This window comes from Terrabacter ginsenosidimutans, assembly GCF_039539425.1.
GTDB classification, from domain to species: Bacteria; Actinomycetota; Actinomycetes; order Actinomycetales; family Dermatophilaceae; genus Terrabacter; species Terrabacter ginsenosidimutans.
Genome location: NZ_BAABDC010000001.1, coordinates 758,286 through 781,904 on the forward strand (window position 1 = coordinate 758,286; position 23,619 = coordinate 781,904).

A 23,619-nucleotide genomic window follows, 5' to 3' on the forward strand; every position below is an offset into this window, starting at 1 on the left:
CCGGCCCCGTCGGGGTCGGTGCGTCCGGACGTCAGTCGACGAGGCTGCCCCACGTGTTGTTGCCGACGACCCCGTCGACGACGAGACCCGTCTTCGACTGGTAGGCACGCACGGCCGAGTACGTCGTCGGACCGAACGACCCGTCGACGGTCAGGGAGTAGCCGGCGTCGACGAGCTCGCGCTGCAGACCCTTGACGGCCTCGCCGCTCGCGCCCTGACGGAGCACGGGCAGGAGCGAGAACCACGTGTTGTCGCCGACGACGCCGTCCACCGACAGGCCGTGCGTCGACTGGTAGCTGCGAACCGCGGAATCAGTTGCGGGACCGAACGATCCGTCAGCGGTGACGCTGCGGCCCGAGGCCCGGAGCAGGTACTGCAACGTGCGCACCGCGGTGCCGCTGCTGCCGCTGCGCAGGACGGGGAGGCTCGTCTCCGTCGTGCCACCGCCCGTGCCACCCGAGCCGTACCTGGCCAGCACGTCGTCGGCGTAGGCGATGCGCTGTGTGGTCGCGCACGTGCCGCAGCGCTCGAACTTCTGCATGAAGACGGTCGTCGCCGTGCTGACCGACGTCGACGCCCGCAGGTCGGCGAGGCCGTAGCCCGAGAAGGTCGACAGCTCGTACCAGGTGAAGTCGAGCTGCGCCGTGAGGCTGTAGCGGCTGCGGGCGCTGAGGTCGACGTACCAGACCACGTTGTCCCGGGAGTCGGTGTCCCAGCGGCCGCCCTCGCTCCACTGGGCGATGCCCATGCCCGGGCCGCCCGGCTGGTCGGCGTAGGGGTTGATCGGGCTGCCCGACTCCTGGATGAGGTTTCCGACGACGCCGGCCGACTGGCGCTCCGTGAGACCCTTGCCGACGAAGTAGTCGAAGGCGATCTCGTCGTTCGAGGCGGCCAGGGCGCTCGGTGCCGAGACGACACCGAGGACGGCGACCGCCACGCCGGCGAGCAGGCCGGCGAGCGTCCTTCCTGCCCGGCCGAGGACGGGGTTCACCAGCCCGCGCACGCGTCGGCGTCCCAGGCGATGGTCGTGCGGATGTCTACGTGCGCGTGGTCGTCGTGGGCCGGGTAGCCCGGGCCGAAGATGCCGCCGAACCCTGCGTAGCGAGCCTGCTTGGCGATGCTGCAGATCGAGGTGGCACCGTCCCCGGGAACGAGGTCGAGGGCGCCCCCGGTCAGGTGCACGCTGTTGCTCGCCCCACCGACCGACGCGTTGCACGCCGAGTCGCGGAAGCCCGAGGTCACCCTGAGCGGGTGGTCGCCGAGCTGGTGGCGCAGCGCCTCGGCCCGCCACAGGGCACGCTTCATGTTCTCCTTGTTCGCCGCGGTACCTGTGAAGCCCTTGCCGCAGTTGTCGCTGGCCTCGGCGTAGGTGAAGTGGACCGGCGAGCAGTCCGGGTCCTGCAGGGCATAGATCTTCGAGAACGTCGCCGGGCCGGCGACGCCATCGGCCGTGAGGCCGTATGCCTTCTGGAAGTTCGCGACGGCCGTCTTCGTCTGTGCCCCGAAGGACCCGTCGATGCCCATCACCTGGCCGCGCGGCACCCAGCCGGCGACGCGGATCTGCAGCTGTGTGACGTCCGCTCCGGACGCGCCCGAGCTGAGGGTGCGGGGCCACGAGTAGCACTCGTCGGCGTGGGCGGTCGGTGCCGTCGCGGTGACGGTGGCGGTCGCGACGCCGAGCCCTCCGAGGGCGAGGGCGACGGCGGCGAACGCGTGGGTGAGCCGGTTCCTGCGCATGCGAGTTTCCTCCCGTGAGCTGTCTGTGCCTACAGACCGAGAGTGTCCGACTCGTCCCGATATCGCGCGGTGAGTGCATGGGGAGCACTCCCCATGCACGCTCCCGAGGCCGGCACCACCGCACGCAGAACGGTGGCGGTGGCGCCTCCCTGCGCCACCGCCACCCCCTCCCCGGGACGCCGCTCGGGCGTCACCAGGCTGATGCGCGTCCTGCCCAAGCACTCTTGCACCAGGCGGCGACCGGTGTCCACGGGTTCGCCAGGGTCCCTTCAGGCGTCGCCGAGCCGGGCCTCCGTCGCGCGCTCGATGACGTGGTCGACCAGGCCGAACTCCACCGCCTGCTGCGCGGTCAGCACCTTGTCGCGGTCGGTGTCGAGGCGCAGCTGCCCGACCGAGCGCCCCGTGTGGTTGCTCAGCACCTCCTCGACCTGGGCCCGCACGCGCAGCAGCTCGTCCGCCTGCAGGGCGAGGTCGCTGACGGTGCCCTGCCCGCCCGCCGACGGCTGGTGGAGCAGCACCCGCGAGTGCCGCAGGGCGAAGCGGCGCCCCGCCTCCCCTGCTGCGAGGAGCACCGCCGCAGCGGAGGCCGCCTGGCCGAGGCAGTACGTCGCGACCGGCGACGGGACGAACTGCATCGTGTCGTAGATGGCCATGAGCGACGTGAACGAGCCGCCGGGGCTGTTGACGTAGAGCGAGACCTCACGGTCGGGGGCGACGTCGGCCAGGTGCAGCAGCTGGGCCATGACGACGTTGGCGACGCCGTCGTCGATGTCGGTACCCACGAAGATGATCCGCTCCTGCAGGAGCCTGCTGTAGATGTCGAAGCTGCGCTCCCCTGCCGGGGTGCGCTCGATGACGTAGGGGATCGTGTAGCTGCTCACCGCAGTCCCACCTTGCGCTCGACACCGACGGGGCGCACGTCGGTGAGCGTGCTGACGACGTGGTCGACGATGCCGTAGGCCGCCGCCTCCTCCGCGCTGAACCAGCGGTCGCGCTCGCTGTCCTGGGTGACCTGTGCAACGGTCTGGCCCGTGTGCTCGGCCTGCAGCTCGTTGACCCGGCGCTTGACCGCCTTGAGGTTGGCGGCCTGGACCTCGACGTCGGCTGCGGTGCCCTGGATCCCGGCGGACGGCTGGTGCATCATGATCCGCGCGTTGGGGAGTGCGAAGCGCTTGCCCGGGGTGCCTGCGCCGAGGAGGAACTGGCCCATGGAGGCGGCGAATCCGAGTGCGAGAGTGGAGACGTCGTTGGGGATGACGCGCATCGTGTCGTAGATGGCGAGCCCGGCGGTGACGGAGCCGCCGGGGCTGTTGACGTAGAGGCTGATGTCGGATCGCGGGTCGCGGGCCGAGAGCAGGAGCAGCTGGGCCGTGATCCGGTTGGCGATCGGGTCGTCGACCTCCGCCCCGAGGACGATGATCCGCTGGTGGAGCAGCTGCATCGACAGCTGGTCGTCGAGGGCGGCTGGGATGGGTGAGTCGGTCATCCACCCAGCGTGGGCTGCTCCGAGGAGGCTGGGAATCCGTCTCTGCCACGGGCAGATTCGCCGACAGCGAATGCCGTCCGGCCGATATCGCATGGCGCGCCGGCTCCCGCTCGGCGACGATGGCGACCATGGCCGGACAGAAGTACCCCGACATGTGGGTCGACCCCGAGGACGATCCCCGCTCGCAGGAAGCCGTGCTGGGTGACGAGCGTGCCACCCTGCTCGACTACCTCCACAGCTACCGCCTGACCCTCGAGCTGAAGTGCTCGGGGCTCACCGCGGACCAGCTCGCCACCCGCTCCGTCCCGCCGTCGACGCTCTCGCTACTCGGGCTCGTTCGGCACATGGCCGCGGTGGAGCGGAACTGGTTCCGACGGACCATGGCGGGCGAGGACGTCCCGCGGCTGTACCGCGAGCCGGAGGACCGGGACGCCGACTTCAACGGCGCCGTCGCCGACGACGTCGTCGTGGAGGAGGCCTGGGCGCGTTGGCGCGAGGAGGTCACCCACGCTGAGGCCTTCGTCGACGCGGCCGAGTCGCTCGACCTGGTGAGCCTCGACCCGCACACGCGCATCAACCTGCGCGAGGTCCTCGTGCACATGATCGAGGAGTACGCCCGCCACTGCGGCCACGCCGACCTGCTGCGGGAGTGCATCGACGGCGCCACCGGCCAGTGACCGTGTGGGTGACATGATCGGACCCATGGAAGCCGACGTCGTCGTCGTGGGTGCCGGTCTGGCCGGGCTCGTCGCCACCGCTGAGCTCGCGGACCGCGGGAAGAGGGTCGTGCTCGTCGACCAGGAGGGCGAGCAGTCCCTCGGCGGCCAGGCCTTCTGGAGCTTCGGCGGGCTCTTCCTCGTCGACAGCCCGGAGCAGCGCCGGATGGGCATCAAGGACAGTCTCGAGCTCGCGACGCAGGACTGGATGGGCTCGGCGCAGTTCGACCGCGACGAGGACTTCTGGCCGCGCAAGTGGGCCGAGGCGTACCTCCACTTCGCGGCCGGCGAGAAGCGCGCGTGGCTGCACGAGCAGGGCCACCGGCTCTTCCCGGTCGTCGGCTGGGCCGAGCGCGGCGACGGCCGCGCCGACGGTCACGGCAACTCGGTCCCCCGCTTCCACATCACGTGGGGCACGGGCCCCGGTCTCGTCGAGCCCTTCGAGCGGCGCGTGCGCGCGGCCGTGGCGAGCGGCCGGGTGACCCTCGCTTTCCGTCACCGCGTCGACGAGCTCATGGTGACCGCGGGCGCGGTCACCGGCATACGCGGTCGTCTGCTGGCGCCCGACGGTGTCGGCCGCGGTCGGCCGAGCAGCCGGGAGGAGGTCGGCGACTTCGAGATCACGGCGCAGGCCGTCATCGTGACGAGCGGCGGCATCGGCGGCGACCACGACCTCGTCCGGCAGGCGTGGCCCGAGCGCCTCGGCACGCCGCCGGCGCGCATGGTGGCCGGCGTCCCCGCCCACGTCGACGGCCGGATGCTCGGGATCACGCAGGCGGCCGGGGGCCATGTCATCAACCCCGACCGCATGTGGCACTACACCGAGGGGCTGCGCAACTGGGACCCCGTCTGGGACAACCACGGCATCCGCGTCCTCCCCGGGCCGTCGTCGCTGTGGCTCGACGCGCGCGGCCGCCGCTTCCCGGCGCCGTACTTCCCCGGCTTCGACACGCTCGGCACGCTGGGTCACATCATGCGCAGCGGCCACGACTACTCGTGGTTCGTGCTGACGCAGCGCATCATCGAGAAGGAGTTCGCCCTCTCCGGCTCCGAGCAGAACCCCGACCTCACGGGCAAGGACGTCAGGCAGGTGCTCGGCCGGGTCCGCAAGGGGGCGCCGGGCCCGGTCGAGGCGTTCAAGCGCCACGGCGAGGACTTCGTCGTGGCCGACACCCTCGACAAGCTCGTCCGGGGCATGAACGCCCTGACCGGGGACGACCTGCTCGACGTCGAGTCCGTTCGGCGGACGGTCGTCGCTCGCGACAACGAGATCGACAACGACTTCAGCAAGGACGCCCAGATCACGGCGATCCACGGGGCCCGGAACTACCGCGGGGACAAGCTGATCCGCGTCGCGAGCCCGCACAAGCTGCTCGACCCCAAGGCGGGGCCGCTCATCGCGGTCCGACTCAACATCCTGACCCGCAAGACGCTCGGGGGGCTCGAGACCGACCTCGCCGGTCGGGTGCTCCGGCCGGGCGGCGAGCCCCTGCCGGGTGTGTATGCCGCAGGCGAGGTGAGCGGCTTCGGCGGGGGCGGCATGCACGGCTACAACTCGCTCGAGGGCACCTTCCTCGGCGGCTGCCTCTTCAGCGGGCGCACGGCCGGCCGCGCGGTGGCTGCCGCGCTCTGACGCCGACCGGCGGGGTGGTGTCAGGCGGACACCGGGGCGAGCACCTCTCGTGCCGACGTCCGCCGCTCTGCCGTGGTTGCGGCGAGGAGCACGACGAGTCCCAGCGTCGCGAAGGCCGCACCGACCCAGAGCGGTGAGGTCCAGCCGAGGCCGGCGCTGATGGCGAGCCCCGAGACCCAGACCCCGAGGAAGTTGCCGACGTTGAAGGCGGCGATGTTGGCCGATGACGCCATCGTCGGCGCACCCTCGGCGTGGCTGAGGACGCGCATCTGGAGGCCGGGCACGGTCGCGAAGCCGAAGAATCCCATGGCCAGCAGCATGGCCGCCGACCCCGCCATGCTGCCCGAGAGCAGAGCGAACGCGACGAGCGATACCGCGAGCGCGAGCGTCAGCACGACGAGCGTGCGAGCGAGCGCCCGGTCGGCCCAGCGCCCACCGAGGAGGTTGCCGGCGAAGAGCCCGACCCCGAAGAGCACGAGCAGCCACGGGACCGCCGACTCGTCGAAGCCGGTGACACGGGTCAGGAGCGGCTCGACGTACATGAACGCCCCGAACATGCCGCCGAAGACGAGGACGGTCATCGCGAGGGAGAACCACACCTGGCGGTTGCGGAAGGCTGCGAGCTCGGCGCGCAGCGTGGAGGTCGCCCCGGTGGGCGCACCGGCATCCGGGACGAGCGCCGCGATGCCGGCGGCGGCGACGAGCCCGACGACGGCGATGAGGGCGAAGGTCGCGCGCCAGCCCCACTGCTGCCCGACGAAGGTGCCGAGCGGGACGCCGAGGACGTTGGCGAGGGTCAGGCCACCGAACATGATCGAGATGGCGCCGGCCTTCCGGTCGGCGGGGACGAGCGAGGCGGCCAGCACCGAGCCGATGCCGAAGAACGCACCGTGCGCGAGGGCCGCGACGACCCGTCCGGCCAGCAGCATCCCGTAGCCGGTCGCGACCGCCGAGAGGGCGTTGCCGACGACGAAGAGGACCATGAGCGCGAGCAGTGCACGCTTGGGCCGCCAGGCCCCGAGCACGGGCGTCAGGCCCAGGGCACCGACGACGACGGCGAGGGCGTAGCCGCTGATGAGGTAGCCGGCCGTGGGGATGGTGACCCCCATGTCGGTGGCGACCGTGCTGATGAGGCCGGCGATGACGAACTCCGTCAGGCCGATGCCGAAGCCCCCGAGGGCGAGGGCGATGAGACCGAGTGGCATGGGTTTCTTCGAGTCCTTCCGGGCAGGATGCGAGCGTCCGGGCCGAGCCTCTCTGCCTTCGCCGGTATGCCGCGTGTGCAACTAATTGACGTCGGCGACGCTAGTTGCACACGCGGCATATTGCAAACGCGCGTTATGATGGTGCGCATGGGTATCGCTGACTCCGCCGTCGAGGTGCGCGCCTCCGGGTGGCGCACCCTCGCCGCCCTGCACGGTCACATCGAGGGCGCCCTCGAGCGTGAGCTGGTCCGGCGCCACGAGCTGTCCGTCGTCGAGTTCACCGTGCTCGACGCCCTGTCGCGCCAGGACGGCTGGCACATGCGGATGAGCCAGCTCGCCCGCGCCGCAGCCCTGTCGTCGTCGGCGACGACCCGGCTCGTCAACCGTCTCGAGGACCGCGGGCTGCTGACGCGGGTGCTCTGCGCCGACGACCGCCGCGGCATCTACACCGAGCTGACGGACCGGGGCTGGGCGCTCTACCGCGAGGCCGTACCCACCCACGACGAGGTGCTCGAGCAGTCCCTCCAGACCGCGGGCGACGTGCCCGAGCTCGCACCCCTCGTCGAGTTCCTGCACCGCGCGGTGCCTGCGCGGGCCTGACCCCCGGGGCCCCGCCCGACCCAGCCCGACCGGGTCCTGACTCAGTCCTCGTCGGTCTCGCCGGGGGGCTCGAGAGGTTCCGCGTCGTGGTCCGCACCCTCCCCGGGGACGTCCGCATCGGCATACCGCGGCACGTAGCCCTGGCCGACCACGCGACGCCACCCCGGCGGTCCGGCGACCACCGAGCGCTGGAGCAGGCGGTGCGCCGCCGGCGCGAGGGCCCACGTGCCGAACCACACGACGAACACCCCGACGGCGAGGCCGGCCAGGACGTCGTGCCAGTAGTGCGCGCCGGTGAGCACGCGCGACGCGCCCACCGCGAGGGTGAGGGGGACGGCGAGCCGCCACCACACGGGCGCGAGGATGACGATGGCGGTGGCAAGGGCGCCCGCGATCGTCGCGTGGTTGCTCGGCCACGCCCAGTCGCCGGGGGCTGGGCACGTCGCGACGGTGTGGACGGACAGCGTGCGGCACGGGCGCTCCTCGCGCACGAAACCCTTGACGACCTCACTGAGCACGTATGCCGTGACCGTCGCCACCGCGGCCACCACCGCGACCGCGAGGTGCTGCAGACCCTGCGAGCGCGCGCGCCAGGTGAGCACGGCGGCGACGCCGGCGAGCACGACGAGCCCGAGCTCGCCGACGACCTCGAAGAACCCGCCGACGACGGACGGCAGCGCGACGGCGCCCGAGGCCGTCGCGCGGTAGGCGGCGTCCCGCACGACGAAGAGGAGGGCGGTGACCACCACGACCACCACCGCGGCCGACAGGGCTCCGGTCACCGGGCCGCCGCCGAACCGTCGTCGCACGTCCACCGCACCGTCATCTCGAGAGGGCATGGGCACGACCGTAGGTGACGAAGATGAGAACCGCGGAACGCCCTCAGAGGCGCCCACGGACCGGGGTGCGCTCGACGGGGTCGCCGTCGTCGGGCATGACCATCTCGGCGCGCACACCGAGCAGGCGCACCTCACGCCCTGGCTCGAGCGTCTCGGCCAGGGCGACCGCGGCCGCGACGACGTCGCCGCGCTCGACCGTCGGCGCGGGCAGCTTGCGGGCCTTGGTCGAGGTGAAGAACGGGGCGTAGCGCACCTTGAGCGTGACGCGGAAGACCGGGCGTCCTTCCTTGACCGTGTCGTCAAAGGCCTGGGACGCGAGCTCGCGCACCGCGTCACGCACCTCCTCGGGCGTCGTGAGGTTGCTCTGGAAGGTGGTCTCGCGACTGTGCCCGCGCGCGACCCACGGCGAGTCGTCGACCACGGCGGACCCGATGCCGCGACCCAGCTGGGAGTACCAGACACCCATGCGGGGTCCGAACTCGCCGACGAGGACGGCCTCCTCGGCCTCGGCGAGCTCGCGCACCGTGCCGATCCCGTGGGCCGCCAGACGCTTGGACACCTTGGACCCGACACCCCACAGGTCGATCGTCGGTCGTTCGCCCATGACCTCGAACCAGTTCTCCCCGGTGAGGCGGAAGACGCCCCGCGGCTTGCCGAAGCCCGTCGCGATCTTGGCCCGGACCTTGTTGTCGCCGATGCCGACGGAACAGTGCAGCTCGGTCGCCTCGAGCACCGCCGCTCGCGCCCGCTCGGCAAACGCCTCGGGGTCGTCGGCGTCGACCCCGAGGAAGGCCTCGTCCCAGCCGAGCACCTCGACGACCACACCGAGCCCGCGCAACGCCTCCATGACCCGTTCGGAAGCCTCGGTGTAGGCGGGGGCGTCGACCGGCAGGATCACCGCATCGGGCACCTTGCGCGCAGCCAGACGGAGCGGCATGCCTGACCCGACGCCGAACCGCCGTGCCTCGTAGCTCGCCGTGGACACGACGGCACGCTCGGTCGGGTCACCACGGCCACCGACGATGACCGGCAGCCCCGCGAGCTCGGGACGGCGCAGCACCTCGACCGCCGCGATGAACTGGTCGAGGTCGACGTGCAGCACCCAGCGGGTGCGGCCGGCGCTCATCCCGCCATTGTGCCCGGGCGGAGCGACACCGGCTCGCCGTGCGTCCTGCCGACCGTGCTGCCGACCGTGCTGCCGACCGTGCTGCCGTGAGCGTCGCGGTCAGCCTCGGGAGGGCCGGTCTCGCCGGGTGGGACGCGGGGCGCGCTCGACGATCGGCCGGCCCCCGCGGAAGGTGTAGACGTCCGGCCCCTCGGTGGGGGCCCAACGGTCGTCGTCACGTCCCCCGGAGTCCGCGCGGTCGGTGGGGTTTGCGACGGGTGCGACGGGTGCCACTGTGGCGGACGCTGCGACGGCCGGTGCGACGGGTGCGACCCGCGCGGCGGGGCGCCGCGGCGGTCCCGCGGCAGCATCCTGCTCGCGCGCCGCGCGCATGACGCCGTGGAAGAGCATCACGGCTGCGAGCGCCGTCATGGCGAAGGCAGCCACGGCGAGCGGCAGGCCCGTGTGCGAGCCACCGATGGCGGAACGGAGCAGGTGCAGGCCTCCGGCGACCGTCCCCACAACCGCCGCTCCGACGAACCAGATGATCGTGGCCCGGGTCATAGATTTACCCACGAGGTCACTGTGGCACAGGTCTCCGCACGGCGAGAGCAGCCGCGACCGCACGCGGCAGGTCTGGCCTTGACAGGACGCCTGTCAGGGCGCCGCCTCAGCCGTGGGCGAGCGCCGACGAGGCCGTCGACGACGCCGCGAGCTTCGAGGGCATGGTCGCCTTCGTGCTCGCGGCCTTGGCAGCCTTGGCAGCCGTGCCGGCCTTGCCGGCCTTGCCGGCCTTGGCGGCCTTGCCGGCCTTGGTGGGTTGGGGAGCGGTGACGGTCGCGCCGCTCTTCGACGGCTTGGGCTGCTTCGGGACGAGGCCTGGCCTGGGGCTCAGCGCGTCGGGTGAGAGGGTCAGGACGCCGCCCACCGCCGTCAGGCCGGACACGAGCGCCGGCGCTTCTGACTCGGCGTCAGGCCGGGCGGGAGTCGCCGGAGTCGCGGGAGTCGCCGGAGTCGCCGGAGTGGCTGCCTTTCCCGGGCTCCCCGGAGTCGCCGGGGTGGCGGGTGTCGCCCGCGTCCCAGGGGTCGCGGCGCCATCGTGCCGCGAGGCGAGGGACTCGTCCGAGCCGACCGCGCCGGTCGCCGGACGGCCCGTGAGCGACCGCGACGCAGCCGACGACGGGCGTGCGGTGGCCGACGGGGAAGGGGCCGCCGGGGACTCGGCAGCCACGCTCGGGGCGGCCGGGCGCACGGTGTCCGAGGTGCCCTCCGTGCTGACGGCACTCACCGGGACGAGGGCCGTCGAGACACCCTTCACGCCTGCCGGACGGTCGTGCGCAGCGACGGAGCCGACCATGAGGGCCACGACGGCGGCGCCGAGCAGCACCCCCGCGCCGCGCTGGCCCCCCACCCTCGTGAGCGAGAGGTGACCGCGCACCAGGGCGGCACTCGCGGCGAGCAGCGTGGACACACCGACGACGATGAGGCCGCCCGTGACACCGCCGACGAGACAGCTGACGGCGAGGAGCGCGGCGAGGACGACGAAGCCTCGAACCGTCCCCTCCGGCGCCCGGCGGGGGGCCCGGAGATCGGCGAGGAGGTCGATGCGCTCGTCACGGGGCCACGCCTCGTCGACGAGGACGCTCGGGCGCGTCGGCAGCGTGAACGAGGCGTCCTCGAGCTCGGCCAATCTGGGCATTTCGGACATCACGTCGCCAGTGTGGTGCATACCGGGCCCATCGTGCACATGGGACCGCTGCGGGGTCGGCTGCTCGTCACGCTCCTGAGGCGCGCGAGGCGGCCGGGATCCGTCGTCGCCGTCCTGACGAGCGCGACGCCCGGGTCCCGCGCCGGAACCGGCGGCGGCCCAGAGCTGCCAGCCGCGCGGAGGCACCGGCCAGGACGGGTCGGGCAGCCAGCGCTCGGCATCACCGTCGGACAGGGCACGCGGACGCGACGCACGGGGCGGGCGCGGGTCCCCGTGCGTGGGCGTCATGCTCGTCGTCACCAGACTCACTACTCCTGCGATCAGGTGAGGCACCGGAACAGACGGGTGCCGTTGCGGTGAACCGTACGGGCAAAGTCACGTTTTGTACCGTAAATAGTAAAAGAAGCGCAAAAATCATCTCTTCGCCGAATCAACCCGCGGCGGCGGACTTCGGCCATGCTGCACCTTGAGGACCGTGACCGTCGACGCCGAGGGCTACCTCGTGCCGTCGGGCGGCTGACCCACCACGCCCCTCGACGGTCGCACCGGGTGCAGCTCACCGTCGAGCCAGGACCGAGTCTGGTCGGCGAAGTGCGGGTCGCGCGCGTCGCCGCTCGCGCCGAAGGGCACCACCCATCGGCTGGCGTCGCGGTCCGCGAGGTCCCAGACGTAGCGGGCCACGGGTCCGCCGTAGCAGTGGTCCGTCACCCCGGGCGCGCTGGCCGCCGCCAGCACGCAGCCCTTGTCGCCGCCGACCGGGTCACGCGGCACGCTCGGTGCGCGACCGGACGCGTCGAGCGCGTGGAGGGGGCGGAGCCAGTGGCGCTCACCCCACGCGGTCGGCGAGTCGGCTTGAGCCGCAACGCGTTCGAGCGCGACGCGTACGCCCTCGCTCACGTCGATGCCGTGCTGCGGGCCGAGTCGGGCCATCGAGTGCCAGCCGGCCCCGATCTGGGCCACGACATCGGTCCAGGCCGCGAAGAGGCGCGAGTGGCCGCTCGGCTCGTGCAGCGCCGCGAGCTGCGGGTGATCGGAGAACCACAGTACGAGCGCCGTTCGCCACGCGGCGAAGAGTGCGGCGCCGGCGCTGTCGGGGTCGCTGTGCCCGTCCCAGGCGAGCAGCTCGTCCCGCAGGGCGGCGGCTGCTCCCGTGACGTCTGCCTCCTCGACGAGCTCGCGCATGAGGTCGGCCTGTCCGTTGAGGGTGTCGACGTGGATGGCCGCGCAGTCGTCGGCCGTCAGCCCGCCCCCGGCCTCCCCGAGCGTCTCGATGAGCGAGCCGATGCGCTCGGCCCGGAACGGTGTCGCGTACTCGACGCCGAGCCCGCCGCCGCTGCACCGGTCGTTCGCACTGACCATGACGTCGGGCACGTCGCGGGCCGGCCCGGGCCGGTAGCCGCGCCACACGTGCCTCGGGTCCCACGCAGCCACCGGCAGGACCGCGCCCAGGCCGTCGCGCTCCGGGACGCGGCCCGCCACGACGTGCCGCATCCGGCCCGTCACATCGGCCACGAGAGCACTGTTGACCGGCTCGACCCAGCGCGACAGCGCCTCCTCGACGTCGGCGACGGTGCGCGAGCGCAGCAGCGCCAAGAGAGCCCCGAAGCCGAGGTCCTCCTCGACCTGCGTCGGCGTGCGCAGGCTGTGGGCGGCCGGGTGGGCGCGGCGCGGCTGCGCGCTCTCGTCGGTCCACTGCGGCGGCGCCTCCGCCTCGGCGACGAGCCGCTCGATCTCGGCCTCGAGCCCGGTCACGACGGGACCTCGCGCGGTCACGACGACGGGGACCGTCACGTCGTCCCCGCCGCGCACCCGCACCGTCTCCGTGGTCGACCGCACCGGCTCCCAGCCGTCGACCCCCCTGGCCTTGAGAACCGGTGACCCGTCCGCGGCGTGGCCGACGTGGCCGAACGACTCGAGCGTCAGGTCCTGGTAGTCGGCCATCGCGTTCGTGATGCCCCACGCGACGGTCCCGGTGTGTGCGAAGTGCTGCACGCCCGGCACGCCGGGGAAGGCGAACCCGACGACGTCGAACTCGGGGCAGGCGAGCCCGACCTGCTGGTAGCAGCCGGGCAGCTCGATCGTGCGGTGCGGGTCGCCGGCGATGAGCGGCAGGCCGCTCGCCGTGCGCGCGCCGCCGATGACCCAGGCGTTGCTGCCGGAGGCCTCGACGCGCTCGACCCCCTCGGCGTTCAGCATGGCGAGGGCGTCGACCCCGAGCCGCTCGGCGACGTGCGCGTTGAACAGCTTCGACGGGAAGGTCCCGAAGAGCAGGTGGATGCCCCAGAAGATGCCGAGCGGCGTCCACGGCTCCCACGGGCGGGGCGACGCGGCATACGACCCGAGGCCGAGCTGCGCGACCTCGGGCGTGCCCGCCAGCCCGTCGGCGAGGGCGTCGTCGACCCCGTCGACGTAGGCCGTGAGCCACCTCCGCGTCTCAGGGTCGAGCCGCTCGAAGCAGCGCCGCACCGTCGGCTCGAGACGCACCTGGCGAGCGAACCGGTCCCAGGCGAGGCCGTCGGCACCGACGTACTCGGCGGTGCGGCCCTCCATGCGCCAGCGGTGGTGCTCGACCTGCCAGCCCCGGTCGAGGGCGGTGACGCGGCCCTGGAGGCGCGCCAGCTCCATCACGTCGTCGGCCTGCAGGTGCGGGACACCGAGCGCGTCGCGCCGCACCTCGGCGCTCACGTGGCGTCCCGCAGCCGGCCCCAGCCGTGCCAGCGGTCGACCTCGATGCGGGCCGTCACGCGCGGCCGGTCGCGCACGCGGTAGGGCCGGCCTGTGTAGTGGGTGGCGAGGCGGTCGATGTCGGCGAGATCGGTGTCGTCGACGAGCTCGACGACGCGGCCCTGGAGGCTGACGTGGGTGAGCCAGTCACCCGGGTCCATGGCAGTCAGGCTGACGCGAGGGTCGGCCCGGAGCCACTCGAGGCGCTTGCGCCCGGCATCCATGTTGACGACGATCCGACCGTCCTCCACGAGGTACCACGTCGCGACCGAGACGGGTGACCCGTCAGGTCGCACACAGCTGATCGTGGCGTGGTTGGGACGGGTCAGGAACTCGACCACCTCGGCGGGCATCGGGGCTCGGGGCACGGCGCTCAGACCTCGTCGTGAGAGAACCGGCTCTCGATCTCGCGCAGGAACGCGTCGGAGATCCTGCGGTACTGCTGGAGCGTCAGCGTCACCGGTGCGCCGACCTCGAGCCGGAGGACGCTGCGCGCCGGGTCGAGCGGGATCGTGGGGTCGGCCATCATCGTGCCGCCGTTCTCCATGAGCGAGCGGGTCATGACCCGGACCTCGTTGAGGGCGTTGCCGTCCTTGCCCTCGACGCCCCTCAGCCGGTGCACGAAGTAGCCGTCGAGGACGATGAGCATGTTGTTGAAGTACTCGTACTCCAGCGACTCCAGAGCACCCTCGAGACCCGAGACGTCGGCGTCGCCGTGGTCGCGTGCCGACTGGGCGACCTCGTAGAACACGGCGATCTGGGACTCGATGCGCGAGCGGCAGGCGTCGATGTAGTCCTGCTCGTACTCCTTCATCCCCAGCATGACCTCAGCCTAGCGAGCCATCTCACCGCGCAGGCCCCGTCCAGCGAGGCCGGGGGCACTTGCGCCCACTAGGTTTGGCGCATGGCAGCGCGTGAACGGAACGTGCTCGGCACCGAGCTCGAGGCGTGCGGCACCGACCCGGTGACCGGCTTCTACCGCGACGGCTACTGCACCACCGGTCCCGAGGACCGGGGCAGCCACACCATCTGCGTCGTCGTCACGGCCGAGTTCCTCGCGCACCAGCGCAGCGTCGGCAACGACCTCCTGACGCCGCGTCCCGAGTGGCGCTTCCCGGGCCTGACGCCCGGCGACCGTTGGTGCGTCGTCGCGAGCCGCTGGCTCGAGGCGCACCAGGACGGCGCCGCAGCTCCCGTCGTCCTCGCGGCGACGCACGAGCGCGCCCTGGAGGTCGTGCCCCTGCAGCTGTTGCAGTCGTATGCCGCCGACGTGCCGGACGACCCGAGCTCGCTGTTGTGAGACGGCTCGAGGCCGACTGCTCGCAGTGCTTCGGCCTGTGCTGCGTGGCGCTCCCCTTCGCGCGTTCGGCCGACTTCCCCGTCGACAAGCCGGGCGGTGAGCCGTGCCGCAACCTGCTCGCCGACCACCGGTGCGGCATCCACGACCGCCTGCTCGAGGGCGGGTGGCGCGGCTGCGTGACGTTCGACTGCTTCGGCGCCGGACAGCAGGTGTCGCAGGTGACGTTCGGCGGGGTCTCGTGGCGCGAGGCCCCCGCGACGGCGCCGATGATGTATGCCGTCCTGCCCGTCATGCGCCAGCTGCACGAGATGCTCGCCCACCTGCGTGACGCCCTCGCGCTCGAGCCGGACGAGGCGACGCGGCACGGTCTCACGGCGGTGGCCGACGAGGTCTCGGCTGCGACGGACGGGACCCCGGACGAGCTGCTCGCCGTCGACCTCGTCGCCGTGCGGTCTCGCGTCGGAGGCCTGCTGCGGACGGTGAGCGCGAGCGCGCGGGAGCGCCGGAGGTCACGACACGGCATACCGAAGCCACCCCGGCGGGTACGGGCCGGCGCTGACCTCGTGGCCGCCGACCTGCGAGGTCAGGACCTGCGCGCGGCCGACCTCCGGGGAGCGCTGCTCATCGCCGCGGACCTGCGCGACGCCGACCTGCGGTGGGCGGACCTGCTCGGTGCGGACCTCAGGGACGCCGACCTGCGCGGGGCCCGGCTCGACGGCGCGCTCTTCCTGACCCGTCCTCAGCTGGCGGCCGCGCGCACCTGACGGGGAGGCCGTCAGGACGATTCGCGCATTCCCTTCCGCGAGCGCCATGCAGCGATGACAATCGACGCACCGTCCACGTCGAGCATCGGAGTCGGCCGTGCACCGCGCCAGGCTTGCAGCAGGGCTCGCGCTGTCGGCTGCCGTCGCGCTGGGCGGCTGCTCGTCCGGCCAACCGGCCGTCGAGCTGAGCCAGGTCGCCGGCACGTCGGGCACCCCGGTGCCGACGCAGACCGTGACGGTCACCGAGATCGACACCCGGACCGTCACCGCCACGGCGACGGTCGTCACCACAGCCACGGTCGTCGCGACCCCCACCGTCACCGTGACCGCGCTGCCACGCCCCAGCCTGACGACGAGCACCGTCTTCAACCGTCCGGTCGCGCTGGCCGACTACACCAGCCTCGTCGTGGACGTGCGACTGCTCGACCGGATGTCGTTGTCCGGCAACGCTGCTGCGCTCCAGCTCGACCTCCTGGCGCAGCACCTCGCCCGACTCGGCGCCAACGGGCCGCCACCCGGGCTCGACGCCCCCAGCTACTACGGCCGGCTCGGGTCCCTCGGGCTGTTCGCCCGTGCCGCCTCGGACGAGGCCCAGGCGAACTCGCCTGTGGCACAGAGCCGCTACGCCGTCATCCGCCAGGAGACCGGGGTCCTGCTGACGCTCGTCAACGGGGCGCTGAAGACGACGTTCACGCTGCCGACTCCCCCACCCAAGCCGACCACCACCACTCCCTGACCGATTCCGCCGGTCGGTGGTCGTCGGCGCGTGCTCAGCGAGGCGGTGGCGGGTCGGCGTGCACGCGGCGGCTGAGGCGGGAGTGCGACCGCGGCGCGGGCACCCGCGACCACACGGCATCCTGCAGTGCGAGGGTCAGCCAGCCCGCGAGCGCCATGCCGACGATGTTGACGACGAGCTGCAGCCCGCTGCCGCGGACCTCGGCCCACGCGCCGAAGGCGAGCCCCAGCGCGACGTTGCCGGCGGCCGGGATCGTCGTCACCGAGATGAAGACGCCGCTGAGCCCGCCAAGCTTCGCCGACGTCAGCGAGAGCACGCCGGCCGCAGCCGCGAGGACCGCGACGATGAACGACCACTTGTCGGGCGCGTAGATGAAGTCGGTCGCCGGTCGCTTGCCGGTGATGTCCTCCAGCGTCACCCAGCCGAGACCGCGGCCGACGAGTCCCGCGAGGCAGGTGACGACGATGGCCACGAGGAAACCGACGACGAGGGCGCGCGCGGCCACGGCGAGCAGCAGGGTCCGCCGGCGCACGAGGGCGACGCCCAGCGCGGCGATGGCACCGAACTCCGGCCCCAGCACCATGGCGCCGATGACGAGGATCTGGGAGTCGAGCACGATGGCGATCCCGGCGATGAGCGTCGCGAGCGACATGAACGACAGGTAAGTCCAGTTGAGCTCGCTGTCGTCGTAGGACCGCTGCGCCACCTGGGCCCAGACGACCGCGTCGGCGCTGCTGCCGGGCGTCTCCTCGTCGGCCTCGAAGCCGGCACGCGAGATCCACGTCGTGACCGGCTCGACCTGGAGCGTCCCCCTCTCGTGCACGCCGAGCTCGCGCAGCCGGTCGACGAGGACGTTGGCGCCCTCCCGGGCGACGTCCGCGTGCACGACGTCGCCGACGGGTCGCACCGCGGCGCCCCGGAGGACCGACAGCGTGCTGACCGCCGTCGAGTCGCCCAGGACGTGCGTCACCCGCTCGGTCAGGTCGGCCGGGATCGTGACCGTCAGTCTCAACATGCCGACAGTCTGCCGCGAGAACGACTGGTCTTGACGGCGCGGTGCGGGAGCGACAGTGTGACCCACCGTGACAGTTCGGGCCGAGTCCTCCTCCCCGCTGCGGTCCCGGCTCGCCGCCGGCACTGCCTTCTTCGTGCAGGGCCTGCTCTTCATCTCGCTGACGACCCGGCTGCCGCAGGTGCAGCAGAAGTGGTCGCTCGACGAGCTCGCGGTCAGCGGGCTGCTGCTCATGGTGGTGCTGCTCGCGGGCGTGGGTTCGGTCGTCGCGGAGCTCGTCGCGGCCCGCTCGTCGAGCGCCGTGGTCGTACGCGTGGGGCTCGTCGTCGCGACCGTGGGCTTCGCGGTGCTGCTCGTCGCCCCGGCCTTCGGCGTCTTCGTGGCCGGGCTCGCCGCCTACGGACTGGCGCTCGGCCTGGTCGACGCGTCGTCCAACATGCAGGCCGTCACCGTCGAGCACCTCTACCGGCGCCCGATCCTGCCGTCCTTCCACGCCTTCTGGACGGCCGGCGGCATCCTCGGCACGGTCGTCACGCTGGCGACCTCGGGCGTCGACCTCGGACCGGCCCTGCTGCCGCTGCTCGTCTTCCCCGTCGCGGCGCTGGCCGCACCGTACGTCCGTCGCGACCGCCTCGCGGAGTCCGACGCGACGATCGACGTGCCGTGGCGCCGCATCGCCCTGCTGGGCGTCGCCATGGTGCTCTTCTACATGGTCGACACGGCCGCGACGACGTGGGGACCGGTCTACCTCGACGGCACGCTCGACGCCCCGACCGGGCTCACGGCCCTCGCGACGCTCCCCTACCTCGTCGCCACGCTGCTGGCCCGCGCCGTCGGTGACCGGCTCGTCGACCGGCACGGCGCCGTGTGGCTGCTCCGCATCAGCGGCGTCGTCGCCGCCCTGTCGCTCGCGGTCATCGTCTTCGCACCGTCGTGGGTCATCGCCGTCGTCGGCTTCACCGTCCTCGGCGGCGCCGTCGCGACCATCGCACCCCTCAGCTTCTCGGCCGCGGGCGCCATCGCCGGCGGCGACGACGCCGCCTCGGCGGGTGAGCGCATCGACAAGATCGACCAGGTCGTGGCCCGCTTCAACCAGTTCAACTACGTCGGGGCGCTGCTCGGCGCCGTGCTGACCGGCGCCGTCGGGTCGGACAACCTGCGCCTCGGCTTCGCGGTGCCGATGGTCCTCATCCTCGGGATCATCCCGCTCGCGACGCAGTTCGCGATCATCCGTCGCCGGGGCGTCGCGGCCGGGCCGGGCTGAGGGCACCCCGCAGCGCCGCGAGCGCCGGGCCGATGTGCTCGAGCCGTATGCCGCCGACACCGAAGGCGAGCCCGTGGCGGGCCGGCTGGTCGAGGTGCCGGACGGACAGCGGCTCCACGAAGACCCCTGCGGCCAGGGCCAGCTCGGCGACGGCGACGTCGTCGAGGTCGAGGTCCCGCAGCAGGGTGCACACGTGCAGGCCGGCTGCCGACGGGATCACCTCGAGCCGGTCCCCGAGACCGTCAGGGCTCGTCAGGCCCTCGAGCAGCGCCTCCCGACGCGCCCGGTAGACCTTCGTCGCGCGCCTGACGTGCGCCGCGTGGTGACCCTCGGCGAGGAAGTCGGCGAGCGCGCCCTGTGTCACCGCGTCGCCGTCCCAGACCGTGACCCGCTTGGCCTCGCGGAGGGCAGCGGTGAGCGTGGCGGGCGCGATGGCGTAGCCGACCCTCAGGGCCGGCAGGAGCGACTTGGAGAACGAGCCGATGTAGACGACGCGTCCGTCCCGGTCCAGGCTCTGCAGCGGCTCGAGCGGTCGGTCGGCGAAGCGGAACTCGCTGTCGTAGTCGTCCTCCACGACGACGGCCCCGCGCCGGACCGCCCAGTCCAGCAGGGCGATCCGTCGAGCGTGTGACATGGCCACACCGGTCGGGTGCTGGTGCGAGGGCGTGACGTAGACGAGTCGGGCCGCGTCCGGCAGCGCGTCGACGACGATCCCCTCGCCGTCCACGGGCACGCCGCGCACGACCGCCCGGTGCGTGGCGAAGAGGCGCGCGGCAGCCGTGTAGCCCGGGTCCTCGACGGCGACGACGTCACCCGGCTCGACGAGCACCCGCGCGACGAGGTCGAGCGCCTGCTGCGCCCCCGCGGTGGTCACCACGTCGGCACCCGCGGCGACGACGGAACGGGACCGGCCGGCATACCTCGCGATCTCGGCCTCGAGCCGGCTGCCTCCCGCTGCACCGCCGGGTCCGTCGTAGGTGCCGGCGGACAGGCGCCCGCGACGCAGCGTGCCGCTGACGAGGCGCCGCCACGTGGCGAGGGGGAAGAGCGAGTCGTCCGGCACCCCGACCGAGAAGTCGAAGGCGACGCCGGCCGGCGTGCTCGCTCCGAGGGTGGGAGACGCCGCCCACAGCGCGGTCGGGACGACGGCCCCGGCGCGAGCACGCCGGGCCGACGGAGCGGGGGGCACGCAGCCACTCGCGACGAAGGTGCCGGCGCCGCGCCGGCTCTCGAGCAGCTCCTCGGCGAGGAGCCGGTCGTAGGCGGCCGTCACCGTGCCTCGCGAGACGCCGAGGCTCGCCGCGAGCTCCCGCGACGCCGGCACGCGGTCCCCGCCGGTGAGACGACCGTCGAGGACGGCAGACCTCAGCTGCGCGTAGATCTGGGCCGTCAGGTCGCCGGAGCCCGTGAGCGTGACGTGGAGGTCCATCTCCCCAGTGTGGAGTGGCCCAAACACTCTGCCAAGATGTGGCACTTCCGACCGGTCCACTCGAGCGCGAGTCTGGAGCGATGGCGACGACCGCAGGCATCACCACGGCCCCTCCGACCGCAACGGCCGGCTCGCTCACGGTCGCGCAGGGAGCCGCCCTGTCGGTGGGCGCGGTGCTCGGGACCGGCGTCATCACCCTGCCTGCCCTCGCGGCCGAGGTCGCGGGCCCCGCGTCACTGGTCGCGTGGGCGTCACTCGTGCTGCTGTCGGTGCCGCTCGCGAGCACCTTCGCCGCGCTCGGGGCGCGCCACCCCGACGGGGGCGGCGTCTCGACGTACGTCCGGCGCGCCTTCGGGGGGCGCGCGGCGGGCGCGGTCGGCTGGTGCTTCTACTTCGCCGTACCGGTCGGCGCACCGCCGGCGTCGATGATGGCGGGCGGCTACGTCGCGGACGTCGTCGGCGGCGGCCGCACGACGATCGTCGTGGTCGCGGCCTCGCTCATCGTGGGCACCGGCGCGATGAACCTCGCCGGGTTGCGCTTCTCGGGGCGCGTGCAGCTCGTCCTCGCGAGCGTGCTCGCGCTGCTGATGACGGCGACCATGGCGGTCGCCCTGCCGCACGGCAGCGCGACCTCGCTGACGCCGTTCGCCCCCCACGGGTGGACCGCCGTCGGCACCGCCGCGGCCGTCCTCGTGTGGGGCTTCGCCGGCTGGGAGGCCGTCGCCTCGCTGGCCGGGGACTACCGCGACCCACGCCGCGACGTGCCCCGGGCCACCGGCATCGCCGTTGCCGTCGTCGGCGTCCTCTACCTCGGCCTGGCCACGACGAGCGTGCTCGTGCTCGGCCCCGCGGCCGGCAGCAGCCAGGCACCGCTCTCCGATCTCCTGGCCCTCGCCCTCGGTGAGCAGGCCCGGGTCGTGACCGCCGTCGTGGCGGTGCTGCTGACGATCGGGGCCATGAACGCCTACTACGCGGGGGCGTCACGGCTCGGCGCCTCGCTGGCCCGTGACGGCGCCCTGCCCGCCTGGCTGGCCCGCGGCAGCGAAGCCGGTCAGGTCCCCCGCCGCAGCACCGTGCTCATCACGGTCACCTCCCTGGTCTCGCTCGGGGTCGCCGTCGTGCTCGACCTGGGGCTCACCCCGCTCATGCTGCTCGCCACCGGCTGCTTCACCCTCGTCTACGTGCTCGGCACGGGCGCGGCCCTGCGCGTGCTGCCTCGACGGTCCCCGGCGTGGTGGACGGCCGTCGTCGCCTTCGGCTCGGTGACGGTGCTCCTCGTGGCCAACGGCATCCATGGGCTGTGGGCCCTCGGGATCGCGCTCGCGTCCCTCGCCTACCAGTCCCGGGCGCGCCGGAACGGAGTGCCACTCAGCGCAGCCCCCTAGACTTCGCCGCCGTGACGACACAGCGCCTGGAGCGCACACCCCTCAAGCGGTGGTTCCTCGACGCCGAGGAGGCCGACCCGGGCGGCTACTACGAGCCGGAGCGCGAGGCCAAGGCCCAGCAGCACGTGCAGCCGTGGTGGCGGGTCATGTGCCTGACGGGTGTCGACTACTTCTCGACCCTCGGCTACCAGCCCGGCATCGCGGCGCTCGCGGCCGGTGCGCTCTCGCCGGTCGCGACGCTCGTCCTCGTGCTCATCACCCTGTTCGGCGCCCTGCCGATGTATCGCCGCGTGGCGGCCGAGAGCCCCCACGGCGACGGCAGCCTCTCGATGCTCGAGCGCCTGCTGTCCTACTGGCCGAGCAAGATCCTCGTGCTCTGCCTCATCGGCTTCGTCGCGACCGGATTCGTCATCACCATCACGCTCTCGGCCGCCGACGCGAGCGCCCACCTCATCGAGAACCCCTACCTCAAGTCGACGCTGACGGGACGTCAGGTCGGCGTCACGCTGACGCTGCTCGTGCTCCTCGCGGGCATCTTCCTCAAGGGCTTCAAGGAGGCGATCGGCATCGCCGTCGTCCTCGTCGTCGCCTACCTCGGGCTCAGCTCGGTCGTGCTGGTGCGGGGCATCGTCGAGATCGGCAACCACCCGACGGCGTTCAGCGACTGGGTGACCGCGATGACCTCGGCCCACTCGGCGCCGTTCGGGATCATCGGGGCGTCCCTGCTCGTCTTCCCGGCGCTGGCCCTGGGTCTGTCCGGCTTCGAGACGGGCGTCGTCGTCATGCCGCTCGTCAAGGGCGACCCGACCGACACTGCCGAGAAGCCGGAGGGCCGCATCCGCAACGCCCGCCGGCTGCTCACGACCGCGGCGCTCATCATGAGCGTCCTGCTCATCGGCTCATCGCTCGTCACGACCCTGCTCATCCCGCCGGCGGCGTTCCAGCCGGGGGGAGAGGCCAACGGCCGAGCCCTGGCCTACCTCGCGCACGACCTCCTCGGCGAGGGCTTCGGCACCGTCTACGACGTCTCGACGATCGGCATCCTCTGGTTCGCCGGGGCCTCCGCCATGGCGGGCCTGCTCAACATCGTGCCGCGCTACCTGCCGCGCTACGGGATGGCTCCGGACTGGGCGCGCTCGACCCGGCCGCTCGTGCTCGTGCTCTCGTTCATCGCCGCCGTCGTGACGCTGGCCTTCGGTGCCAACGTCGACGAACAGGCAGGGGCGTATGCCACGGGCGTCCTCGCGCTCATGACCTCCGCCGCGATCGCGGTCTTCCTCACCGAGCTGCGCCGTGGCCACCGGGCGGCCGCCGCCTTCTTCGCCGTCGTCAGCGCGATCTTCGTCTACACGATCACCATCACCATCGAGCAGCGCCCCGAGGGCCTCGTCATCGCGCTCATCTTCATCGCTCTCATCGTCGTCATCAGCGTCTGGTCCCGCATCGTCCGCTCGACCGAGCTGCGCGTGCAGCGGGTCGTCTACGACGACAGCGCCAGGGCGATCCTCGACGACGCCGCCCTCGGACCGCAGCCGCTGCGCTTCATCGCCAACAAGATCAACGCCGGCGACCGGGACGAGTACCGCGCCAAGTCGCTCGACGTCCGCATGCACAACCACCTCAACGCCCGCCAGGGCGCGATCTTCCTCGAGGTCGAGATCAGCGACGCGAGCGACTTCGCGACGACGGTGCACGTCGGGTCGGCCGTCGTCGGCGGGCACTACATCCTGCGCGCCACGGGACCCTCCGTGCCGAACGTGCTCGCAGCCGTCCTGCTCGACGTGCGGGACCGCGTCAGCAAGCCGCCGCACATCTACTTCGAGTGGAGCGAGAAGGCGCCCGGGCAGAACGTGCTCCGGTTCCTGCTGGCCGGCGAGGGCGACATCCCGCCGCTGACCCACGAGATCATCCGCCGGGCCGAGCCCGAGGCGGACCGGCGTCCGCAGGTGCACGTCGGCGGCTGACCCGGGCACACG

23 protein-coding genes are annotated in these 23,619 nt (G+C 72.7%); 9 read left to right on the forward strand and 14 right to left on the reverse strand.

Features of this window, described 5'->3' with window-relative positions; translation table 11 throughout:
* Positions 1-31: 31 nt before the first annotated feature.
* The 4 genes from ABD831_RS03615 to ABD831_RS03630 all read right to left on the reverse strand — a co-directional run bounded on the left by ABD831_RS03615 (position 32) and on the right by ABD831_RS03630 (position 3,223).
* Positions 32-1,003 (reverse strand): phage tail tip lysozyme, encoded by a 972-nt coding sequence (locus ABD831_RS03615; protein WP_344941623.1) that lies wholly within the window; start codon positions 1,001-1,003, stop codon positions 32-34.
* Positions 988-1,737, reverse strand: coding sequence for a D-Ala-D-Ala carboxypeptidase family metallohydrolase (locus tag ABD831_RS03620; RefSeq protein WP_344941625.1), 750 nt, complete (start codon positions 1,735-1,737; stop codon positions 988-990). Before ABD831_RS03620 ends, ABD831_RS03615 begins: the two co-directional genes overlap by 16 nt.
* 269 nt (positions 1,738-2,006) lie before the next feature.
* Positions 2,007-2,618, reverse strand: a complete 612-nt coding sequence (locus ABD831_RS03625) for a ClpP family protease (RefSeq protein ID WP_344941628.1) — start codon at positions 2,616-2,618, stop codon at positions 2,007-2,009.
* The gene (locus ABD831_RS03630) at positions 2,615-3,223 is read right to left on the reverse strand and encodes an ATP-dependent Clp protease proteolytic subunit (RefSeq protein ID WP_344941631.1); all 609 of its coding nucleotides are present in this window, start codon (positions 3,221-3,223) and stop codon (positions 2,615-2,617) included. The genes ABD831_RS03625 and ABD831_RS03630 overlap by 4 nt, the downstream gene beginning before the upstream one ends.
* Positions 3,224-3,351: 128 nt before the next feature.
* On the opposite strand from ABD831_RS03630, the gene ABD831_RS03635 reads away from it, so the two are divergent.
* Positions 3,352-3,900, forward strand: coding sequence for a DinB family protein (locus ABD831_RS03635; protein WP_344941634.1), 549 nt, complete (start codon positions 3,352-3,354; stop codon positions 3,898-3,900).
* 25 nt (positions 3,901-3,925) lie between these two features.
* A complete protein-coding gene (locus tag ABD831_RS03640; protein ID WP_344941637.1) occupies positions 3,926-5,572 on the forward strand; it encodes an FAD-binding dehydrogenase in 1,647 nt (548 codons plus the stop codon).
* 20 nt (positions 5,573-5,592) lie between these two features.
* Here the strand turns inward: ABD831_RS03640 and ABD831_RS03645 are convergent, their stop codons facing one another.
* Positions 5,593-6,777, reverse strand: a complete 1,185-nt coding sequence (locus ABD831_RS03645; protein ID WP_344941640.1) for an MFS transporter — start codon at positions 6,775-6,777, stop codon at positions 5,593-5,595.
* Between the two features lie 147 nt (positions 6,778-6,924).
* Between ABD831_RS03645 and ABD831_RS03650 the strand changes: the two genes are divergently transcribed.
* Positions 6,925-7,377, forward strand: coding sequence for a MarR family winged helix-turn-helix transcriptional regulator (locus ABD831_RS03650; protein ID WP_344941642.1), 453 nt, complete (start codon positions 6,925-6,927; stop codon positions 7,375-7,377).
* 41 nt (positions 7,378-7,418) lie between these two features.
* Here ABD831_RS03650 and ABD831_RS03655 read toward each other — a convergent pair whose 3' ends face one another.
* From ABD831_RS03655 to ABD831_RS03685, 7 genes are all read right to left on the reverse strand, one after another.
* A complete protein-coding gene (locus tag ABD831_RS03655; RefSeq protein WP_344941645.1) occupies positions 7,419-8,216 on the reverse strand; it encodes a phosphatase PAP2 family protein in 798 nt (265 codons plus the stop codon).
* Between the two features lie 43 nt (positions 8,217-8,259).
* Positions 8,260-9,342 carry a DNA polymerase IV gene (locus ABD831_RS03660; RefSeq protein ID WP_344941648.1) on the reverse strand — a complete coding sequence of 361 codons (1,083 nt, stop codon included), beginning with the start codon at positions 9,340-9,342 and terminating at the stop codon, positions 8,260-8,262.
* Between the two features lie 99 nt (positions 9,343-9,441).
* Complete coding sequence (locus ABD831_RS03665) at positions 9,442-9,885, reverse strand: hypothetical protein (protein WP_344941651.1); 444 nt, start codon at positions 9,883-9,885, stop codon at positions 9,442-9,444.
* A gap of 106 nt (positions 9,886-9,991) precedes the next feature.
* Positions 9,992-11,032, reverse strand: coding sequence for a hypothetical protein (locus ABD831_RS03670; protein WP_344941654.1), 1,041 nt, complete (start codon positions 11,030-11,032; stop codon positions 9,992-9,994).
* Between the two features lie 492 nt (positions 11,033-11,524).
* Positions 11,525-13,714, reverse strand: a complete 2,190-nt coding sequence (locus ABD831_RS03675; protein ID WP_344941657.1) for a penicillin acylase family protein — start codon at positions 13,712-13,714, stop codon at positions 11,525-11,527.
* Positions 13,711-14,121: a TIGR03618 family F420-dependent PPOX class oxidoreductase gene (locus ABD831_RS03680; RefSeq protein ID WP_344941660.1), complete on the reverse strand. Its 411-nt coding sequence runs from the start codon at positions 14,119-14,121 to the stop codon at positions 13,711-13,713. The genes ABD831_RS03675 and ABD831_RS03680 overlap by 4 nt, the downstream gene beginning before the upstream one ends.
* Before the next feature lie 5 nt (positions 14,122-14,126).
* Positions 14,127-14,576: a hypothetical protein gene (locus ABD831_RS03685; RefSeq protein WP_344941663.1), complete on the reverse strand. Its 450-nt coding sequence runs from the start codon at positions 14,574-14,576 to the stop codon at positions 14,127-14,129.
* A gap of 81 nt (positions 14,577-14,657) precedes the next feature.
* On the opposite strand from ABD831_RS03685, the gene ABD831_RS03690 reads away from it, so the two are divergent.
* From ABD831_RS03690 to ABD831_RS03700, 3 genes are all read left to right on the forward strand, one after another.
* Complete coding sequence (locus ABD831_RS03690) at positions 14,658-15,053, forward strand: DUF2237 family protein (protein WP_142175997.1); 396 nt, start codon at positions 14,658-14,660, stop codon at positions 15,051-15,053.
* Positions 15,050-15,817, forward strand: coding sequence for a pentapeptide repeat-containing protein (locus ABD831_RS03695; RefSeq protein ID WP_344941666.1), 768 nt, complete (start codon positions 15,050-15,052; stop codon positions 15,815-15,817). The genes ABD831_RS03690 and ABD831_RS03695 overlap by 4 nt, the downstream gene beginning before the upstream one ends.
* A gap of 97 nt (positions 15,818-15,914) precedes the next feature.
* Complete coding sequence (locus tag ABD831_RS03700; RefSeq protein WP_344941669.1) at positions 15,915-16,553, forward strand: hypothetical protein; 639 nt, start codon at positions 15,915-15,917, stop codon at positions 16,551-16,553.
* Between the two features lie 34 nt (positions 16,554-16,587).
* Here the strand turns inward: ABD831_RS03700 and ABD831_RS03705 are convergent, their stop codons facing one another.
* Complete coding sequence (locus ABD831_RS03705) at positions 16,588-17,568, reverse strand: DUF389 domain-containing protein (protein ID WP_344941672.1); 981 nt, start codon at positions 17,566-17,568, stop codon at positions 16,588-16,590.
* A gap of 67 nt (positions 17,569-17,635) precedes the next feature.
* On the opposite strand from ABD831_RS03705, the gene ABD831_RS03710 reads away from it, so the two are divergent.
* Positions 17,636-18,829: an MFS transporter gene (locus ABD831_RS03710; RefSeq protein ID WP_344941674.1), complete on the forward strand. Its 1,194-nt coding sequence runs from the start codon at positions 17,636-17,638 to the stop codon at positions 18,827-18,829.
* Here ABD831_RS03710 and pdxR read toward each other — a convergent pair.
* Positions 18,792-20,258, reverse strand: a complete 1,467-nt coding sequence (pdxR, locus tag ABD831_RS03715; protein WP_344941677.1) for a MocR-like pyridoxine biosynthesis transcription factor PdxR — start codon at positions 20,256-20,258, stop codon at positions 18,792-18,794. The two genes, ABD831_RS03710 and pdxR, sit on opposite strands and share 38 nt — an antisense overlap.
* A gap of 80 nt (positions 20,259-20,338) precedes the next feature.
* Here pdxR and ABD831_RS03720 point away from each other — a divergent pair, with 80 nt between their 5' ends.
* Both ABD831_RS03720 and ABD831_RS03725 read left to right on the forward strand, forming a co-directional pair.
* Positions 20,339-21,643, forward strand: coding sequence for an amino acid permease (locus ABD831_RS03720; protein WP_344941680.1), 1,305 nt, complete (start codon positions 20,339-20,341; stop codon positions 21,641-21,643).
* Between the two features lie 146 nt (positions 21,644-21,789).
* The gene (locus ABD831_RS03725; RefSeq protein ID WP_425582789.1) at positions 21,790-23,607 is read left to right on the forward strand and encodes an APC family permease; all 1,818 of its coding nucleotides are present in this window, start codon (positions 21,790-21,792) and stop codon (positions 23,605-23,607) included.
* The last annotated feature ends 12 nt before the right edge of the window (positions 23,608-23,619 follow it).

What these genes read in the sequence shown, in the direction of transcription:
- ABD831_RS03665 (WP_344941651.1), bottom strand. Translation starts at nt 9,885, where the DNA reads ATGACCCGGGCCACGATCATCTGGTTCGTCGGAGCGGCGGTTGTGGGG.
- pdxR (WP_344941677.1), bottom strand. Translation starts at nt 20,258, where the DNA reads ATGGACCTCCACGTCACGCTCACGGGCTCCGGCGACCTGACGGCCCAG.
- ABD831_RS03640 (WP_344941637.1), top strand. Translation starts at nt 3,926, where the DNA reads ATGGAAGCCGACGTCGTCGTCGTGGGTGCCGGTCTGGCCGGGCTCGTC.
- ABD831_RS03660 (WP_344941648.1), bottom strand. Translation starts at nt 9,342, where the DNA reads ATGAGCGCCGGCCGCACCCGCTGGGTGCTGCACGTCGACCTCGACCAG.
- ABD831_RS03685 (WP_344941663.1), bottom strand. Translation starts at nt 14,576, where the DNA reads ATGCTGGGGATGAAGGAGTACGAGCAGGACTACATCGACGCCTGCCGC.
- ABD831_RS03720 (WP_344941680.1), top strand. Translation starts at nt 20,339, where the DNA reads ATGGCGACGACCGCAGGCATCACCACGGCCCCTCCGACCGCAACGGCC.
- ABD831_RS03690 (WP_142175997.1), top strand. Translation starts at nt 14,658, where the DNA reads ATGGCAGCGCGTGAACGGAACGTGCTCGGCACCGAGCTCGAGGCGTGC.
- ABD831_RS03620 (WP_344941625.1), bottom strand. Translation starts at nt 1,737, where the DNA reads ATGCGCAGGAACCGGCTCACCCACGCGTTCGCCGCCGTCGCCCTCGCC.
- ABD831_RS03655 (WP_344941645.1), bottom strand. Translation starts at nt 8,216, where the DNA reads ATGCCCTCTCGAGATGACGGTGCGGTGGACGTGCGACGACGGTTCGGC.
- ABD831_RS03705 (WP_344941672.1), bottom strand. Translation starts at nt 17,568, where the DNA reads ATGTTGAGACTGACGGTCACGATCCCGGCCGACCTGACCGAGCGGGTG.
- ABD831_RS03630 (WP_344941631.1), bottom strand. Translation starts at nt 3,223, where the DNA reads ATGACCGACTCACCCATCCCAGCCGCCCTCGACGACCAGCTGTCGATG.
- ABD831_RS03650 (WP_344941642.1), top strand. Translation starts at nt 6,925, where the DNA reads ATGGGTATCGCTGACTCCGCCGTCGAGGTGCGCGCCTCCGGGTGGCGC.
- ABD831_RS03725 (WP_425582789.1), top strand. Translation starts at nt 21,790, where the DNA reads ATGTGCCTGACGGGTGTCGACTACTTCTCGACCCTCGGCTACCAGCCC.
- ABD831_RS03635 (WP_344941634.1), top strand. Translation starts at nt 3,352, where the DNA reads ATGGCCGGACAGAAGTACCCCGACATGTGGGTCGACCCCGAGGACGAT.
- ABD831_RS03645 (WP_344941640.1), bottom strand. Translation starts at nt 6,777, where the DNA reads ATGCCACTCGGTCTCATCGCCCTCGCCCTCGGGGGCTTCGGCATCGGC.